This is a genomic window from Flavobacterium sp. KACC 22763 (assembly GCF_028736155.1).
In the GTDB taxonomy this organism is placed as follows: Bacteria; Bacteroidota; Bacteroidia; order Flavobacteriales; family Flavobacteriaceae; genus Flavobacterium.
Genome location: NZ_CP117879.1, coordinates 3,227,947 through 3,246,085, shown reverse-complemented (window position 1 = coordinate 3,246,085; position 18,139 = coordinate 3,227,947). Strand labels below are relative to the sequence as shown.

Sequence of the window (18,139 nt, the reverse complement as noted above, 5' to 3'; positions counted from 1 at the left end):
GTGCTATTATTTATTTTAAAAAGTAAGATATTTGCAGACTTAAATTAAGTCGAAAGTTGGAAAGTTATAAAGACGAAAGTCGAAAGCACCAGCAATAAAAAAAATAGAAATAAATTAATAGTATAAGATTTTTAGATAAAGATTGGAACAATCTAAAATCTAAAATCAACAATCTAAAATAAAAGAAGATGGCTTCAAAACCAAGTATACCAAAAGGGACAAGAGATTTTTCACCAGCAGAGGTGTCAAAACGTCAATATATTATTCAGACTATAAAAGCTAATTTCGAGAAATTTGGTTTTCAGCCAATCGAAACGCCATCGTTTGAAAATTCAGATACCTTAATGGGGAAATATGGAGAGGAAGGAGATCGTTTGATTTTTAAAATATTAAATTCAGGTAATTTTTTCTACAATAAAAGTAAAATCGAATTGCCAGAATCTATTGAAGAATTACAATTAAATTCTGCTGAAAAAATCACTTTAGAGCAAAGAGTCGAGCTGAATAAATTTACAGGAAAAATTTCTGAGAAAGCACTGCGTTACGATTTGACAGTTCCATTTGCAAGATACGTGGTGCAACACCAAAGTGAAATTGAATTCCCTTTTAAAAGATATCAGATTCAGCCAGTTTGGAGAGCAGATAATCCTCAAAAAGGACGTTTTAGAGAATTCTTTCAATGTGATGCCGATGTTGTTGGTTCAAAATCGCTTTGGCAGGAAGTAGAATTGGTTCAATTATACGATACGGTTTTTACTTCTTTAGGTTTAGAAGGTGTTACAATTAAAATCAATAACAGAAAAATTTTATCTGGAATTGCTGAGGTTATCGGTGCTTCAGATAAATTAATTGACTTTACAGTTGCTCTTGATAAATTAGATAAAATTGGAGAAGATGGCGTTAAAAAAGAAATGATCGAAAAAGGAATTTCTGAAGAAGCGTTGGTAAAAGTGCAACCGCTTTTTAGTTTCTCAGGAACTTTTGCAGACAAAATTGCACAGCTTTCGGACTTATTGTCTTCTTCTGAAGAAGGAATGAAGGGAGTTGAAGAATTAAAATTTATTTGTGACAATGTTGCAGATTTAGGTTTGTCAACTGCAATTTTAGATCTAGATGTGACTTTGGCGCGTGGTTTAAATTATTATACGGGAGCTATTTTTGAAGTTGCAGCGCCAAAAACAGTTGCAATGGGTTCTATCGGCGGTGGCGGAAGATACGACGATTTGACTGGTATTTTTGGATTGAAAAATATGAGTGGTGTCGGAATCTCTTTTGGTTTGGATAGAATCTATCTAGTTTTAGAAGAATTGCAATTATTTCCAGAAACAGTTGCGGCGACTTCTAAAGCATTATTCTTGAATTTTGGAGACAAAGAAGCTTTATATGCTTCAAAAGCGATTCAGAAATTGAGACAGGAAAATATAAAAGTAGAATTATATCCTGATAGTGTAAAAGTTGGAAAACAATTTCAATATGCAGACAAACGTTTGATTCCGTTTGCGGTATTGGTTGGTGATCAGGAGATTAATTCAAATTCATATACGCTTAAAAATTTAGTGACTGGCGAGCAGGTTTCTGTTGATTTTGACGGATTGAAGAAAGCTTTACAGGCGTAATTAGGTTTTTGTTTCACACTCCCGATAGTTATCGGGATTGCAGATTAGCGCAGATTTAATTTGATTTAAAAAGTAAATTTATTTTAATCTGCATAAATCTTTTTAAATCTGTGTGAAATATTAAAAAATACTTTCCGAGGCTAACTGTCTGGAACAAAAGTTTTTGCTTTAGATTCAACAGATTTAAAGGATTTTCTTTTAAAATCTCTGCCTAAAATAGTTGCTAGAGAAGAAAAAAAACTCTTAATTTGCCGACCTTAAGTTACGGGCGTAGTTCAAGGGTAGAATAGCGGTCTCCAAAACCGTTGATGGGGGTTCGAATCCCTCCGCCCGTGCAAAAATAGAAAATGACAACCTTGTCATGTTAAGCTCAAACATAAAAAAAAGCTTCGTCTCTGTAGGCGAAGCTTTTTTTAATATAAGGTAAATTTGAATTAATAATTATTTAGAGGCCAAAGCCAACCCTTAAATTCAATTTTTGGTGGTAAAAATTTATATCTATTGGTCTCAAAGATAAGATAAACTAAAACGTAATAGTCTTAAAATTATAATAAATTTTTTCTGGGCAAATGCGTTTTTTAAATGTCTCATAATTAATAAAGTGACAATTTGACATTTTATAAGATTTGGCAGTACTTTTGCAATCCAACAGAAAGAAATAAAAATGAAGTTTAAAAATATTTTTAAAAATAAAAGTAATATGACTACGGAAAATACAGAATTCGATCAGGAATTAGACGACGTAACGTTAGAGAACAATGCCAACGGAGAGCAGTTAATTGTTGAAGAATTAAGTGTTGAGGAGCAATTAGCTAAAGACTTGGCTCACGAAAAAGATAAGTTTTTGAGATTATTTGCTGAATTTGAAAATTACAAAAAAAGAACTTCAAAAGAACGTCTTGAATTGTTTAAAACTGCAAACCAAGAGGTTTTGTTGGCTATGCTTCCAGTTTTAGATGATTTTGACAGAGCGACAGTAGAGATCAACAAGTCTGAGGATGAGAATTTGAAAAAAGGTGTTGAGTTGATTCACGAAAAATTGAAAAGCACTTTAGTTTCTAAAGGTTTAGAGCAAGTTGAAATTCAAGCAGGAGATGCTTTCAATGCTGATATTGCTGAAGCAATTACCCAAATTCCAGCTCCGTCTGACAAATTAAAAGGGAAAATTGTTGATGTTATTGAAAAAGGATACAAATTAGGAGACAAAATTATTCGTTACCCTAAAGTTGTAGTTGGAAACTAAAAGCAATTAAGATTCTGAAATTCAGTTTTTAAAAATTGGAATTTGGGATTTTAGATTTAGAATTTAACCTAAATTATGAAAAAAGATTTTTACGAAATACTAGGCATTTCAAAAAATGCTGATGCTGCCGAAATTAAAAAAGCGTATAGAAAAAGCGCTTTAAAATATCATCCTGATAAAAACCCAGGCGACAAAGAGGCAGAAGAAAACTTCAAATTGGCAGCTGAAGCTTATGAAGTTTTGAGTGATCCGCAGAAAAAAGCGAAATACGATCAATATGGTCATCAAGCATTTGATGGTTCTGGCGGATTTGGCGGCGGTCACGGTGGTATGAATATGGACGACATTTTCAGCCAGTTTGGTGATATTTTTGGTGGCGGATTTGGCGGTTTCGGAGGCGGAGGCGGAGGTCCTCGCCGTGCGAAAGGAAGCAATCTTCGAATTAAAGTAAAATTGACTTTAGAAGAAATTGCAAATGGAGTTGAGAAAAAAGTAAAAGTAAAACGTAAAGTTCAGGCAAAAGGTGTAACGTATAAAACTTGTACGACTTGTAACGGTCAAGGACAAGTAATGCGTGTAACCAATACTATTTTAGGAAGAATGCAATCTGCATCAACTTGTCCTACTTGTGGTGGTTCTGGTCAAATTTTAGATAAAAAACCTTCTGAGGCAGATGCTCAAGGAATGGTTCAAGAAGACGAAACAGTATCAATCAAAATTCCTGCAGGAGTTGTTGACGGAATGCAGTTGAAAGTTGCCAACAAAGGTAACGATGCTCCAGGAAACAGTATTCCAGGTGATTTAATTGTTGCTATTGAAGAAATTGAACACGAATTCTTGAAGCGTGAAGGTGAAAACGTTCACTTCGATTTATACATCAGTTTCCCTGAAGCAGTTTTGGGAGCTTCAAAAGATATTGAAGCAATCAACGGAAAAGTGCGTATTAAACTGGAAGAAGGAATTCAATCAGGAAAAATCTTAAGATTAAAAGGAAAAGGAATTCCTAGTTTGAACGGTTACGGAAGCGGAGATTTATTGGTTCACGTAAATGTTTGGACTCCAAAAACATTAAATAAAGAGCAAAAACAATTCTTTGAAAATGCGCTAAACAACGAGCACTTTGCTCCAAGTCCAGAGAAATCAGAGAAGTCATTCTTTGAAAAAGTAAAAGATATGTTCTCATAATCTGAACTTTTTTAAAAGGTTATAAAAAAATAAAAACCCATTCTAGTATAAATTAGAATGGGTTTTTTGCGTAATATGGCGCAGATTCGCTAGTAATTATTTACTTTTACAGTCGCTGAACCGTAATAGGAAAAGCAACGCAGTAAATCCTTAAAAATAACATGAGTAACTTACTTGAAGTACATAAAGTCATAAAAAAATATGGCGACTATGTAGCACTTAACGAAGTTTCATTAAATGTGCCAAAAGGCAGTATATATGGACTATTAGGTCCGAATGGAGCAGGAAAAACTTCCCTTATCAGAATCATAAATCAAATTACAATGCCAGACAGTGGCGAGGTAATTTTGGATGGAGAAAGATTACAGCCAAAACATGTGCAGACAATTGGCTACCTTCCAGAAGAAAGAGGTTTGTACAGTTCGATGAAAGTAGGCGAGCAATGTTTGTATTTGGCGCAAATGAAAGGTCTTTCTAAAGCCGAAGCCAAAAAACAACTAGATTATTGGTTTGACCGATTAGGAATTCAAGGATGGTGGAATAAAAAAATACAAGAGCTTTCTAAAGGAATGGCACAGAAAATCCAATTTGTAGTCTGTGTTTTGCATAAACCAAAATTGCTGATTTTAGATGAGCCATTTTCAGGATTTGATCCCGTAAATGCAAATATCATCAAAGACGAAATTTTGGCTTTAAAAGAACAAGGTTCAACAATTATTTTTTCGACTCATAGAATGGAAAGTGTTGAGGAACTTTGTGAAAATATTGCTTTAATTCATAAATCTAATAAACTGATAGAAGGAAAAGTGGTCGATGTGAAACGCCAGTTTAGAACAAATAGTTTCGAAGTTGGAATTTTGACTAATAATGTTGAAGGCTTGATGTACGATATCACTCAGAAGTTTACCGTGTCTTCAGCGAGTTTTAAATCTTTAAATGATGATTTAAAATTAAATATTCAGATTGGAAATGCAAGTCCAAACGAATTATTGAATGTTTTGACACAACGCGGACAAGTAACACACTTCGTTGAAAAAATTCCAAGCATAAACGATATTTTTATCCAAACGGTTACTGAAAACAAAATTTAAAAATTCCAATATAGAAATTCCAAATTCCAAGTTTATAAATTGGAATTTGGAATTTAAAATTTGAAAATTAGTTATTTATGAGTATTATCTCGTTGATTATAAAAAGAGAATTTATTGCCAAAGTCCGCAATAAATCTTTTGTTGTCATGACTTTCTTGAGTCCACTTTTGTTTGTGGCTATTGCTGTTTTTATTGGGTATTTGAGTACTATGAAGGCAGAAACGAAAAGAATTGCGATTCATGACGAAACTGGACTTTTTGCTTCAGATTTTTTAAAAGAGAATAAAAAAGGAGCCGAATTTAAATATCTCAACCTATCTGAAATTGATGTAAATGCTTTAAAAGACAGTATTACAAAAGAAAATTTCAGCGGATTAATTGTTATTCCGAAAACAAAAAACATAAAAGATTTAGAAAGTAAAATTGAATTTATTTCTAATAACAGTCCAAGTATTTCTTTTATTGAAAACACTCAGGATATTATCGGAAGTAAAATCACAAAACTGAATCTGGAAGAGGCGAAATTGGATACACTTGCTATTCAGAAAGCACAGTCAGATGTAAATATTCATTTGGTTAAAGCCTCTGGAGAAGAAAGTTTAAAAGGCTTAAACGAAATTAAAATCGGAATCGGCGGTGCATTTGGTTACTTGATTATGATGTTTATTATCATTTACGGAAATATGGTAATGCGAAGCGTAATTGAAGAAAAAACAAATCGTATTATCGAAATCATTATTTCATCTGTAAAACCATTTCAGTTAATGATCGGTAAAATTGTGGGAACTTCTTTAGCAGGAATTCTACAATTTATAATCTGGGCAATAATTGGTTTAAGTTTGATGTTTGCAGCTTCAGCATTTTTTGGAGTAAATGTTGGCCCAACAGCCAGAATTTCACCTGAAATGATGCAGGCAACGCAGCATGAACTTTCTGGATCGGCACAAATGTATATTGCTGAATTATGGAATTTGCCTATTGCCAGTATTTTAATCGGATTTGTAATTTATTTTATTGGAGGATATTTTTTATATAGCTCATTTTATGCCGCAATTGGTGCCGCAGTTGACAATCAAACCGATTCTCAGCAGTTTTTATTACCAATTCTAATGCCTCTGATTTTGAGCGTTTATATCGGATTTTTTACTGTAGTAAACGATCCTCACGGAAGTGTTGCGGTAATCTTTTCAATGATTCCGTTAACTTCGCCAATTGTAATGTTAATGCGTATTCCGTTTGGGGTGCCGTGGTGGCAAATCGCAATTTCGGTATCATTATTGTTTGCAACATTTTTCCTTGTTGTCTGGTTCGCTGCAAAAATCTACCGAATCGGTATTTTAATGTACGGCAAAAAACCGACTTGGAAGGAATTGTATAAGTGGCTAAAATATTAACTTAGAGATTCTAAGTTTCTAAGTTTCTGAGATGCTAAGATTTTAGCTAAAAACACTCAGAATCTTAGCATCTTAGTATCTTAGTATCTTTAAAAGAATGAGTAAAATACTAATTGTAGAAGACGAAGCAGCAATCAGAAGAGTTTTGGTAAAAATTTTATCAGAAGAAAATGATTCGTATCAGGTTGATGAGGCTGAAGATGGCGTTGCTGGACTTGAAAAAATAAAAAACAACGATTACGATTTGGTTTTGTGTGATATCAAAATGCCAAAAATGGATGGTGTTGAGGTTTTGGAAGAAGTGAAGAAGATAAAACCAGAAATTCCGATGGTGATGATTTCGGGGCATGGCGATATGGAAACGGCTATTCAGACTATGCGTTTAGGAGCTTTTGACTACATTTCGAAACCGCCAGATTTGAATCGTTTGCTGAATACCGTTCGTAATGCTTTAGACAAAAAGCAATTAGTAGTTGAAAATAAAATTCTAAAGAAAAAAGTCAGTAAAAACTACGAAATGATTGGTGATAGCGAATCGATTAATCATATCAAAGTGATGATTGATAAGGTTGCTCCAACAGAAGCTAGAGTTTTAATTACGGGTCCAAACGGAACGGGAAAAGAATTAGTAGCGCATCAATTGCACGAAAAAAGTGAGCGTTCTGGATTTCCTTTGATTGAAGTAAACTGTGCTGCAATTCCAAGCGAATTAATCGAAAGTGAATTGTTCGGGCATGTAAAAGGTGCTTTTACATCTGCTGTAAAAGATCGCGCTGGAAAGTTTGAAGCTGCTGATAAAGGAACTATTTTCTTAGATGAAATTGGAGATATGAGCCTTTCAGCGCAAGCCAAAGTTTTACGTGCGCTTCAAGAAAATATGATTACTAGAGTTGGTGCTGATAAAGACATAAAAGTCGATGTTCGTGTCGTTGCGGCAACCAATAAAGATTTAAAAACTGAAATTGCAGAAGGCCGTTTCCGTGAAGATTTATACCATCGTTTGGCTGTAATTTTAATAAAAGTTCCGCCATTGAACGAAAGACGTGATGATATTCCAGCTTTGATTTCTCATTTTACAGAAAAAATAGCTTCAGAACAAGGAAATGCAGTGAAGTCATTTTCGGCGCAAGCCATAAAATTATTACAAGAATACGATTGGACAGGAAATATTCGTGAACTTCGAAATGTAGTGGAAAGATTGATCATTTTGGGAGGAAGCGAAATTTCTGAAACCGATGTAAAAATGTTCGCAAGCAAATAGGTGCTTCGCGCAATAAGCTATAAGCATTAGGCTTTAAGCTAAAAAACTCACAATAATTTTGGCCTAAAGCCTAAAGCTCAAAAAAAATGAAACTAAAAAAGATAAACGAGAAATTACAAGACGCCTTAATTGAAAATGGTTTAACTGAAGCCAATGCTTTGCAGATGGAAACATTTTCAACCATAAAAAGTGGTGCTGACTGTGTTATTATTTCTCCAAAAGGAAGCGGAAAAACAACTACAATTGTATTGAATGTAATTCAGCAATTGGCAGGAAAGAATGAAGAATCGCCTAGGGCTTTGATTATTGTAGAAGACAAAGAAAAGGTTTTGGCAATGGAAGAGCTTTTTGAGAAATACGGAAGATATACCAATCTAGAAGTTTATGGAGTTCATGACAAAGGCGACATGGATTATGATAAAAATTACGTTTCCACTGGAATAGATGTTTTAATTGGTACGCCAACCAAACTAAATGATATGTTTAGTACAGCGGGTTACAATGTAAATCGTCTTAAAATGTTTATTATAGATGATGCAGATCCGATTTTGAAATTACGTCATGATGCTAAAATCACTCGTATTTCTAATAGTATTGCTAAAACACAGCGAATCATTTTTGCTGAAACTTTGACAGAACGCATTGAAATTTTGGCAGACAAAATCATGATCGAACCTTATTTGTTTGATATGGATGAAGATGGAGAAGAGCTTGATGAAGAGGAAGACGATATTGAAGAAGAATAATATATAGTCACAGTTTACAGTCCCGGTTTTCAGTCTAAAGCTATTGAAAAACGGGATTTTTAAATTTAAGGAAATTAGAAAAAAATAAAACAAAGAATACGATGGGATTAATGAAAGTATTTTCGGGAAGCGAAGTATTAGCAATTGCTCTGCAAGAAAGATTAGAAGAAGCGGGAGTAGAAACAGTAAAAAAAGATAATATTCAATCGGCTCGTTTAGGAGGTTTTGGCCAGACAGATTTGGCTGTTGAGGTTTTTATTCAAGAAACCGATTTTGCAAAAGCAAATCCTGTTATTGAAAATTTTAGAATGAGTCTTTAAAAAAGTCGCAGTTTGCAGTCACAGTTTACAGTTAGAATACTGAAAACTGTGACTGCGACTGAAAATTAAAAAAATATGCAATACAAAATGTTAGTGCTCGACATGGATGATACCTTGTTGACAGACGATCATAGAATTTCAGATTTAAACAAAAAAGTAATATTAGAAGCTCAGGCAAAAGGTGTTTATGTGGTTTTGGCTTCTGGAAGGCCAACTACAGCAATGACAGCTTATGCAAAGGAGTTGGAATTGGATAAAAACGATTCGTATATGATTTCGTTTAATGGAGCCATAATTAGCCGTGTTAAAGATGATTTGGTTTTGTTTGAACAAAAGTTAACTGTAGAGCAAATTCATGCGTTATACGATTATAGCATAAAGAAAAATGCACATATCATTACTTATTTGGATGATGAAATTATCAGCGAAACAGATTCTGAGTTTATAGAAGTTGAAAAAGAAATTACTGGAATGGCGCATCATAAAGTGCCAAGCTTTAAAGATTATGTAGACAGACCAGCGGTTAAATGTATCTTGCTTCAAGATCCAGCGTATTTAAAAACGTTAGAAAATGATTTAAAAGAGGCTATGCCACATTTAAGCGTTTCGATGTCAAAACCATTTTTCTTAGAGGCTGCCCAGCAAGGAATTGATAAAGCGGCAAGCCTAAAGTTTTTGGCTGATAAATTAGGAATTCACCAAAGTGAAATTATAGCCGTAGGAAACGCAGGAAATGACTTAACTATGATCGAATATGCTGGCTTAGGAGTTTGGGTCGATAATGTAACGCCAGAATTGCGTGATAAAGCAGATTTAATTGTAGCTTCAAATAATGATGATGGTGTTGCTGAAGTAGTAACACGTTATATTCTAAACTAAACTAAAATGAAAAATCCAATTAAAACGGAACGTCTAATTTTACGGGAACTTGAACTTTCTGATGCTGAAGGAATGTTCGAATTGGATTCTAATCCGAATGTACATTTATTTGTTGGCAACAGACCTGTAAAACATATTGATGAAAGTATTGAATATATCAAATTTGTTCAGAAACAATACAAAGATCTTGGAACTGGCCGTTGGGCAGTTGTTTTGAAAGAAACAAATGAATTTATTGGCTGGTCTGGAATAAAGTTTATTACAGACGAAATTAATAGCCATAAAAATTTTTATGAGCTAGGATATCGTTTTATCGAAAAACATTGGGGAAAAGGTTATGCAACCGAAGCAGGAAAAGCTTTTATTAATCATGCCTTTAACGAAATGAAAGTAGAAGTGCTGTATGCTTACGCAGATGCAGGAAATGAAAACTCAAGAAAAATTTTAGAGAAATTAGGTTTTCATTTTGTGAATTCTTTCGAATATCAAGAAGAATTAGAAGTTTGGTACGAACTTAAAAATCCAAACTCAAACTAAGAAATGTGTTCCAAATCTTTACATACTTAAAAGTCAGTAAAGATTTGGAAACAAATCAGAGTTATAATTATTTTTTAGCTACAGAAACAAAATATTTATTTCCGTCACCCATAGTTAATTTTACACGCTCGTCGCAAAGATCGATTGCAAAATTTGCACTTTCGTAACAGCTACAAGTTGTGTTTTTGTCTTTAGACATTTCTGTTTTACAATTGTTGTTTTTAAAACTTGCCAATTGTGGTGTGTATAAACTAACCAAATCAGTAGAAGCAGTTACTAAAGAAATGATACTTGCAGAATTGTTATTTGTGATTCTGTATACAATTCTATCCGTATAGTTTACATCGTTAACTGTTACTTTACGAATGTAGGTATAAGCTGTAGATCCTTCACCTGGTTCTTTAACTTCAAACTTAAACCCAACTGCACGAATAGCAACATCAAATTGCTGTTGTGAGTTAAAGCTTGCCCAAGTCGTTAATGTGCTAATAGTAGGAAATGGATTTGCATTTGCGGCTGGAGCATTAGTTTGCGCTTGCGAACTAAATAGGGTTAAGAACATCAAGCAGATTGTGGGTAAAAATGCTTTCATAAAGCGTGGTATTTGTTATTATAATTTTGCCTACTCTCTTTGGTTTTCGGCTTTCCCATTTCATTTTGTAACACAAAACAACAACATAACGAGTAAAATTCAAAATTGTTATGACTGAATTATTATTAAATTAATTAAAGGGTATTAAAATTCTTTAATATGAATTTATTGGCAACTTGATTCATAACAATGGTAAATGTAAGAAATTTTGAATTTAAAATAGAAAAAAATGTATTTAATCGATAAAACTTGCATTTAGTCGATAATTTTGTCAATTTATTCTTATCTCAATGCTAAAATCTTAAAAAATGAAAGCTTTGTCTGTTGTAAAATAAAGGTAAAAAAGATTAGCTTTTGAATGTTTCTAAATTAACGATAGCGCAAATTATTGAATGGAAGTGCATTAATCGCTTTCTTTTGATGAATATTGTTTGTAAATTTGCAGCCTTAAATTTTTTGACAACGATTTCATTAATTTAAGACAAATTATGGAAAATAGAAAGAAAGTTGCCTTTTATACGCTGGGTTGTAAACTGAATTTTTCAGAAACCTCTACAATCGCCAGAAGTTTTAATGACGAAGGTTTTGACCGCGTCGATTTTGAAGAAATAGCAGATATTTATGTCATTAATACTTGCTCTGTAACAGATAATGCAGATAAGCAGTTTAAGCAGGTAGTTAGGAAAGCAATGAAGCTAAATGATAAAGCTTTTGTTGCGGCTGTTGGCTGTTATGCACAATTGAAACCAGAAGAATTAGCTTCAGTTGATGGGGTTGATTTGGTTCTGGGAGCGACAGAAAAATTCAAAATCACCGACTATATTCATGATTTGAGCAAAAACGATATGGGTGAAGTTCACTCATGTGAAATTGCTGAAGCCGATTTCTATGTAGGAAGCTATTCTATTGGAGATCGTACAAGAGCATTTTTGAAAGTTCAAGACGGCTGCGATTATAAATGTACGTATTGTACCATTCCATTAGCAAGAGGAATTTCTAGAAGTGATGCTTTAGAAAATGTGCTAAAAAATGCTAAGGAAATTTCGGCTCAAAATATTCGCGAAATTGTTTTAACGGGTGTAAATATTGGAGATTACGGAAAAGGGGAGTTCGGAAATAAAAAACACGAACATACTTTTCTAGATTTAGTTCAAGCTTTGGATAAAGTAGAAGGAATCGAACGTTTGAGAATTTCATCTATCGAACCAAATCTTTTGAAAAACGAAACAATTGAATTTGTATCGAAAAGCCGAACTTTTGTACCTCATTTTCATATTCCGTTACAATCAGGAAGCAATGATATTTTGAAATTAATGAAACGCCGTTATTTACGTGAAGTTTATACAGAACGCGTAAGTAAAATTCGTGAAGTAATGCCTCATGCTTGTATTGGTGTTGATGTTATTGTTGGTTTTCCTGGTGAAACAGATGAACATTTCTTAGAGACGTATCATTTCTTAAATGATTTAGACATTTCGTATTTGCACGTATTTACATACTCAGAAAGAGATAATACAGAAGCGGTTGATATGGAAGGCGTCGTTCCTTCAAATGTGAGAGCAAAACGCAGTAAAATGCTTCGTGGATTGTCTGTTAAAAAGCGTCGAGCTTTTTATGAAAGTCAATTGGGAACAAATAGAACAGTTCTTTTTGAAAGTGAAAATAAAGAAGGATACATTCACGGATTTACAGAAAATTACGTAAAAGTAAAAACACCTTGGAATCCAGAATTGGTAAATACTTTGCAAGAAATCAATTTGACAAAAATAGACGAAGACGGAAGTGTTCGCATTGAGTTTTTGAATAAACTGGCGGAAGCTTAATTATTTCACAGAGATACTCCAAGATTTCGCAGAGACACACAAAGTTGATTTAAAATTGCGATGTCGAAGAGACGCGCTGTAGTGTGTCTTGCACAAACATAAAAAACAAGAAAGCTCTTTTAGTTTATAAAAGAGCTTTTTTTATTAAAATTCTTCGCGAATCTCAGAGAAATCTTTGCGCGTCTCTGTGGTATAAAAATCAATTATCTTCTCCAACCACCAATTTCAAAGAATTAATATAATCTGTATCAAATTCAATAACTCGAATTTTTTCGGGATTAAAATCTAATTCTCCGCCAAACTGACCTCTTGTGTCTAAAAAATTAATTGTCAATTCTTCGTTATTCAATTTTATTAATTTTCCTAAATAGGCTGATTTAGATGATTTTTTGGCGATTTGAAAAATGCCATATTTCTTTGAAACATAATCAATAATTGAAGCTAAATCTTTGATTGGGATAATATCATCAGAATTAATTTTTAATCCTTTCAGACGAATTACTTTTTCTGTAAAGGCCAGATCATGATCGCGGTTTACAGCTTCAATATTTTTATTTCTTAAAATAACAAAACCATCCAAAACAAAGTCTACAGGATTATTTCGAAGCAAAATCCACTCGTCAGAATAATCAATTAAAAATCCGCTGAAGATTTCCTTTTTATCCTGAAATTCTATTTCGACCAATTGTCTTAAATATTGTTCCATCATGTGTTTTTTAAATTCCAATAATTTAGTTCCAAATTCCAATATTTAAATTCCAAATTCCAATTGCTTTGAGATTGGAATTTGGAATTTCAAAAATTTAGAATTTATTCTTTATGGGTTAGTAGACCAGATGCTGCTATTTTTAATAAAGACTCTTCGGTTTAGTTTTAACTGAGCAATGATTAAATCTGCCATATCTTCAGACTGCATTACTTTTTCTGGATTTCCGTCAGTTAAGTTTAAATCTTTTGCCATATCAGTTGCCACTGTACTTGGCGTTAAAGCTGTAACACGAATATTGTGTTTTCTCATTTCTTGCATTAGAGAATCGGTTAAGCCTAAAACAGCAAATTTAGAAGCACTGTAAGCACTTGTCAGAGCGTTTCCGTTTAATCCTGCAGTTGAAGAAATATTGATAATATCTCCAGTTTGTCTTTCGATCATGTTTGGAATAATTGCACGCGTTGTGAAATACGTTCCCATTAAATTCACCTGAATAATTCTTTCCCAAGCTTCTGGTTCCAATTCTAAGAATTTTCCAAAAGAAGCAATTCCGGCACTGTTGATTAAAATATCAATATGTTTAAATTCAGTAATAGCTTTTTCAACGGCAGCATTTATAGAATTGATGTCAGAAACATCAGCAGACAAAGCCAAAGTTTTTACTCCCAAGTTTGAAGTTTCTTCTGCCAATTGGTCAATATCACTTTTGGTTCTAGAAACCAAAATTAGGTTTACACCTTCTTTTGCCAAAGCAATTGCCACAGCTTTTCCTATTCCTTTTCCTGCGCCCGTAATAAAGGCGTTTTTATTTTTTAAGTCGGTCATGATTGTGTTTTTAGAAATGCAGAAAGCATCATTTTAAGTCTTACAAAAATAAGATTTTGAAAACTAAAATGATGCTTTAAAAGATATTCTTAATCTAAGTTTAACAACTTTTGTTATTCTTTTAGAACCATGTCAATACACATGACAGCTCCTAAAATCAATTGTCTCAATGGACTGTCAGCTGTAACTGTATCTTCAATCTGAAGAACATAATTATCAGCACTTGTAAAAAACTCTTTTCCTAATCCTGCCCATTTTTTACTTACTTGAGCCAATTGCTTATTCTCGTGTGAGAATTTAAAATCCCAGCCTGTCCATTTTCCTTGCAGAGTCGCCACAGGTTTTTCATTTTTGTCCAGAATGTTAAATTTTCCTCCAATCGAAAAGAATTTTTGTTTGAAAGTTCCAACCAAACGATCTTTCTCGTCTAATACTTCAACAGTAGATCTAAAGATGGCAACACCTCTTCTTACTGTAATTAATTTTTCTCCAGAAGCAGTTGTGATTTCAACATTAAACGGAGTTGCTCTTTTATAATCTGTAAATCGAAATACTTTTGTGAAGAAACCAAGATTGTTTTCTCGGCAGTTCATAATGATTTGATTGGTTTCTGGATGATATATATCGTAATTGTTTGCGGCTTTGAACATTCCAACATGTTCTTTTACTAAAAATAGATTTTGGCTTAAAATAGGATTCATACGTGTGTAAAATAAGTTTGAAAAATAAAGCCGCAAATGTAATACAATATTTATTAATTATATTGCTTAGAAGTTTCAACTAGACGGATAAATTCAGCTTTGTAACCTTCGCCATCGTTTGAATTTCCTTGCTTCGCCAGTTTTACAATTTCTTCAGAAGACTTGTCGGCAATTAATTTTGAATTTCTCAATTTCAAACCAAACCAAGCTACGGCAGAGCTAAATTTCATATCATCGCTAGCTTTCTCCAAAGCAACCGATTTGTTTTCGATTACCTGAACCATTTCGATGCTTTTATCGCCATCAGGTTTTTTGTAACGGAATTTTATCGTTGCCAGTTCGTTGCTGTAATTGTTTGAACTGGTTTCAGTTTTAGTGTATTTTAATGGATCTGGCTGCTCGGCTAAATAATCACTTTTTACACCAACTGGAATAATTTCATACAAAGCTGTCACAGTATGGTTACTTCCCAATTCGCCTGCATCAATCGCGTCATTTTTAAAATCCTCTGGACGCAATTTTCTATTTTCATAGCCAATTAAACGATACGCCTGAACTTGTTTCGGATTGAACTCGATCTGAATCTTTACATCTTTAGCGATAGCAAACATCGAACCCTTGAATTCTTTTCCTAAAAAACGATTTGCTTCTTGAATGTTATCGATATAAGCATAATTCCCGTTTCCTTTATCAGCCAAGATTTCCATCTTGCTGTCTTTATAATTTCCCATTCCGTAACCTAAACAAGTCAAGAAAACACCTGTTTTTCTTTTTTCTTCAATTAGTTTTTCCATATCAGAATTAGAAGAACTTCCAACGTTAAAATCTCCGTCAGTTGCTAGAATCACGCGATTGTTTCCGCCTTTAATGAAATTTTCAGTTGCCGTTTTATAAGCTAGTTCAATTCCTGCGCCTCCGGCTGTACTTCCGCCAGATTGTAATTTATCTAAAGCATCGATAATCGTTTTTTTCTCGTCTCCAGAAGTTGGAGGCAAAACCATTCCTGCAGCGCCTGCGTAAACCACAATCGCAACTTTGTCTTTTGCACGTAACTCGTTTACCAATATTTTTAAAGATTGTTTCAATAAAGGCAATTTATTCATATCGCTCATCGAACCCGAAACATCAATTAGGAAAACAAGATTAGAAGCTGGTAAATCATTGGTCGGAATATTTTTTCCTTGTAAACCAATTTTTAAGATTTTATTGTTCTTGTTCCAAGGCGAATCGCTCACTTCTGTATTGATAGAAAACGGATGTTCTTTTTTTGGCTGTGGATAAGTGTATTTAAAGAAGTTTACCATTTCTTCTACACGCACAGCGTCCTTTGGAACTTCCTGACCGTTGTTTAAAAAACGTCTGATATTGGTATAAGAAGCATTATCGACATCGATAGAAAATGTGGAAAGCGGAGCTGTTTTTGGACTTTCGAAAGCATTTTCTACAAAAGCATCATAATCTTCCTGAGTTGGTTCAGCTGGAATCGGAAGGATGTTTAATTTTTTATCCAATTCTTTTTCTGAAAGGTTTTTATAGATTTCATTTTTGGTTGAAATAACCACAACGCCATTTGAAGCTTTGCTTCCATAAATTGAAGTCGCATCTTTATCTTTTAAAACCGAAACATTATCAATATCATTCGGATTAATTTTTGCCATTTGATTGGCTTTTGCTGGAACTCCATCAATAATATACATTGGTTCATTCTTTGGAGAAACAGATTCATTTCCGCGAATAGAAACAGTTGGATTTGGCATAGCAGAATATCCCATAGAATTTTGAACTTGAATTTCTTCAGCTGAACCTCGAACCATTGTTACGGCACTTGTTTTCATTTGTTTTCTCGAAACGCCATAAGCAGTAACAACAACTTCATTAAGTTTGTTAAAATTGTTTTTTAATGTAACATTAATTACATCTGATTTTTTTACAAGAATGGTTTTAGTTTCCATACCAATATAGCTAAAAACAAGAGCGTCTCCTTTACGTGCTTGAATTGAATAGTTTCCGTTATAATCAGTTTGACTGTTTTTTTTAGTGCCTTTAATGGTTATTTGAACACCAGGAAGCGGTAAATTAGATTCATCTGAAACGATTCCAGAAATTGTTCTTTCTTGTGCCATGGTTACGAAACATATAAGCATAGCAATGGCTGATGAAATAAGTTTTAGACTTTTCATGATAATAAGTTTTAGAATTAATGTTTGGGTTTTGCTTTGTCAAAGCTGCAGATTTTGACAAAGCATGAGCTTATTTTTTCGGAGCCGGTTTTCCGTTTTTTGTAGTGATTATAACAACTCCTTTTTTGCCTCTTTCGCCATATTTTTCGGTCGCTTCAAGGTCTTGTAGAATTGTTATGGTTTTAATGTCTTGTTTGTCAAGAGGCGCATAAGGGCTTGTTGGATTTTTGCCGAATAAATCATTTTCAGAATAATAAATCCCATCGATGATATATAATGGTTCATCTAGAACAACAAGAGAATCTACATTTTCAGGATCTAGGTTTGGAAGCTCATCTTGCATCATTTTATCTTTTTTTGCGTCGTTGCTGTGAGCCATTGCATTTCCGTTAAGAACTACTAAAGGACTGCTTTTTTTAGCTCGCTGTGTTGGTGCAGCAGAGTAAGCCACTTTTGCAGATTCTCTTTGGGGATAGCTTGAATACCCCATTTCTGGAGTTACTTCTTTTTTTGAAACAATGTTATTTTCCTCCTCATAAGATTCATTTCTAAGAGGTGCATTTGCAGAAACAACAGCTTCTGCTGCAATACTCGGAGCTGGTGCAGAAAATACTGGTTCTGCCTGAGGAGTAGTTACTTCTTGAATAGCAACTCGTTCTTTCTTTTTAGTTTGATTGTCTAAAATTTTAACGGCTTCTTCGTTTGAAACTATTCCTGAAGAAGTTGCATCATTTTGTTTAAGAATTGGTTCTTGAGTTTGAGGCTGTTTTATTTCTTTTTCTTCAAGAACTACTTTTGGAGTTTCTGTTATAGTTTCTTTATTAGAATTTAAAAATTGAAATCCTAAAGAAAGTAATAATAGAAGAGAAGCTGCAACCGCTATTTTTTTCCATAAAGCAATTGTTTTTTTGTCTTCTTTTTTGTCCAGTTTTTCTTCTACACGTGCCCAGACTTTTTCCATTCCCGGAAAGTCTTGAAACTCGGCTTTTTGCGAAGCTTCTTTTATTTTATCGAATAATTTATCTTGATTGTCCATG

Annotated in this window: 17 protein-coding genes and 1 tRNA gene; 12 read left to right on the top strand and 6 right to left on the bottom strand. The window is 33.6% G+C overall.

Annotated features, from left to right (window positions below; all coding sequences use genetic code 11):
• Positions 1–188 precede the first annotated feature (188 nt).
• The 11 genes from hisS (at position 189) to PQ463_RS13085 (ending at position 10,272) form a co-directional block, all read left to right on the top strand.
• The gene (gene hisS, locus PQ463_RS13135; protein ID WP_274254106.1) at positions 189–1,616 is read left to right on the top strand and encodes a histidine--tRNA ligase; all 1,428 of its coding nucleotides are present in this window, start codon (positions 189–191) and stop codon (positions 1,614–1,616) included.
• Between the two features lie 264 nt (positions 1,617–1,880).
• Positions 1,881–1,951, top strand: a tRNA-Trp gene (locus tag PQ463_RS13130).
• A 329-nt stretch (positions 1,952–2,280) separates the two neighbouring features.
• Positions 2,281–2,859, top strand: coding sequence for a nucleotide exchange factor GrpE (locus tag PQ463_RS13125; protein WP_129745002.1), 579 nt, complete (start codon positions 2,281–2,283; stop codon positions 2,857–2,859).
• 75 nt (positions 2,860–2,934) lie between these two features.
• Entirely contained in the window at positions 2,935–4,044 is a 1,110-nt protein-coding gene (dnaJ, locus tag PQ463_RS13120) for a molecular chaperone DnaJ (protein ID WP_111378423.1), read from the top strand.
• Positions 4,045–4,205: 161 nt separating this feature from the next.
• Positions 4,206–5,135, top strand: a complete 930-nt coding sequence (locus PQ463_RS13115; protein WP_274254105.1) for an ABC transporter ATP-binding protein — start codon at positions 4,206–4,208, stop codon at positions 5,133–5,135.
• Between the two features lie 77 nt (positions 5,136–5,212).
• Positions 5,213–6,529 carry an ABC transporter permease gene (locus tag PQ463_RS13110; RefSeq protein WP_274254104.1) on the top strand — a complete coding sequence of 439 codons (1,317 nt, stop codon included), beginning with the start codon at positions 5,213–5,215 and terminating at the stop codon, positions 6,527–6,529.
• A gap of 97 nt (positions 6,530–6,626) precedes the next feature.
• Positions 6,627–7,790, top strand: a complete 1,164-nt coding sequence (locus PQ463_RS13105) for a sigma-54-dependent transcriptional regulator (RefSeq protein ID WP_111363913.1) — start codon at positions 6,627–6,629, stop codon at positions 7,788–7,790.
• A gap of 86 nt (positions 7,791–7,876) precedes the next feature.
• A complete protein-coding gene (locus PQ463_RS13100) occupies positions 7,877–8,536 on the top strand; it encodes a DEAD/DEAH box helicase (protein WP_274254103.1) in 660 nt (219 codons plus the stop codon).
• Between the two features lie 101 nt (positions 8,537–8,637).
• Entirely contained in the window at positions 8,638–8,856 is a 219-nt protein-coding gene (locus PQ463_RS13095; RefSeq protein ID WP_111363916.1) for a putative signal transducing protein, read from the top strand.
• Between the two features lie 75 nt (positions 8,857–8,931).
• Positions 8,932–9,735, top strand: a complete 804-nt coding sequence (locus PQ463_RS13090; protein WP_274254102.1) for a Cof-type HAD-IIB family hydrolase — start codon at positions 8,932–8,934, stop codon at positions 9,733–9,735.
• Positions 9,736–9,741: 6 nt separating this feature from the next.
• Entirely contained in the window at positions 9,742–10,272 is a 531-nt protein-coding gene (locus PQ463_RS13085) for a GNAT family N-acetyltransferase (protein WP_274254101.1), read from the top strand.
• Positions 10,273–10,339: 67 nt separating this feature from the next.
• Here PQ463_RS13085 and PQ463_RS13080 read toward each other — a convergent pair whose 3' ends face one another.
• On the bottom strand, positions 10,340–10,864 hold the full coding sequence (locus tag PQ463_RS13080) for a hypothetical protein (RefSeq protein ID WP_008468013.1): 525 nt from the start codon (positions 10,862–10,864) through the stop codon (positions 10,340–10,342).
• Positions 10,865–11,352: 488 nt separating this feature from the next.
• Here PQ463_RS13080 and mtaB point away from each other — a divergent pair, with 488 nt between their 5' ends.
• Positions 11,353–12,687: a tRNA (N(6)-L-threonylcarbamoyladenosine(37)-C(2))-methylthiotransferase MtaB gene (gene mtaB / locus PQ463_RS13075; protein WP_274254100.1), complete on the top strand. Its 1,335-nt coding sequence runs from the start codon at positions 11,353–11,355 to the stop codon at positions 12,685–12,687.
• 199 nt (positions 12,688–12,886) lie between these two features.
• Here the strand turns inward: mtaB and PQ463_RS13070 are convergent, their stop codons facing one another.
• The 5 genes from PQ463_RS13070 to PQ463_RS13050 form a co-directional block, all read right to left on the bottom strand.
• A complete protein-coding gene (locus tag PQ463_RS13070) occupies positions 12,887–13,393 on the bottom strand; it encodes a hypothetical protein (protein ID WP_274257957.1) in 507 nt (168 codons plus the stop codon).
• Positions 13,394–13,504: 111 nt separating this feature from the next.
• Complete coding sequence (locus tag PQ463_RS13065; protein WP_274254099.1) at positions 13,505–14,221, bottom strand: 3-ketoacyl-ACP reductase; 717 nt, start codon at positions 14,219–14,221, stop codon at positions 13,505–13,507.
• A gap of 113 nt (positions 14,222–14,334) precedes the next feature.
• Positions 14,335–14,922 carry an LURP-one-related family protein gene (locus PQ463_RS13060; RefSeq protein ID WP_274254098.1) on the bottom strand — a complete coding sequence of 196 codons (588 nt, stop codon included), beginning with the start codon at positions 14,920–14,922 and terminating at the stop codon, positions 14,335–14,337.
• Positions 14,923–14,975: 53 nt separating this feature from the next.
• Positions 14,976–17,102, bottom strand: coding sequence for a vWA domain-containing protein (locus PQ463_RS13055; RefSeq protein WP_274254097.1), 2,127 nt, complete (start codon positions 17,100–17,102; stop codon positions 14,976–14,978).
• 70 nt (positions 17,103–17,172) lie between these two features.
• Positions 17,173–18,138: a hypothetical protein gene (locus PQ463_RS13050; RefSeq protein ID WP_274254096.1), complete on the bottom strand. Its 966-nt coding sequence runs from the start codon at positions 18,136–18,138 to the stop codon at positions 17,173–17,175.
• Position 18,139 lies beyond the last annotated feature (1 nt).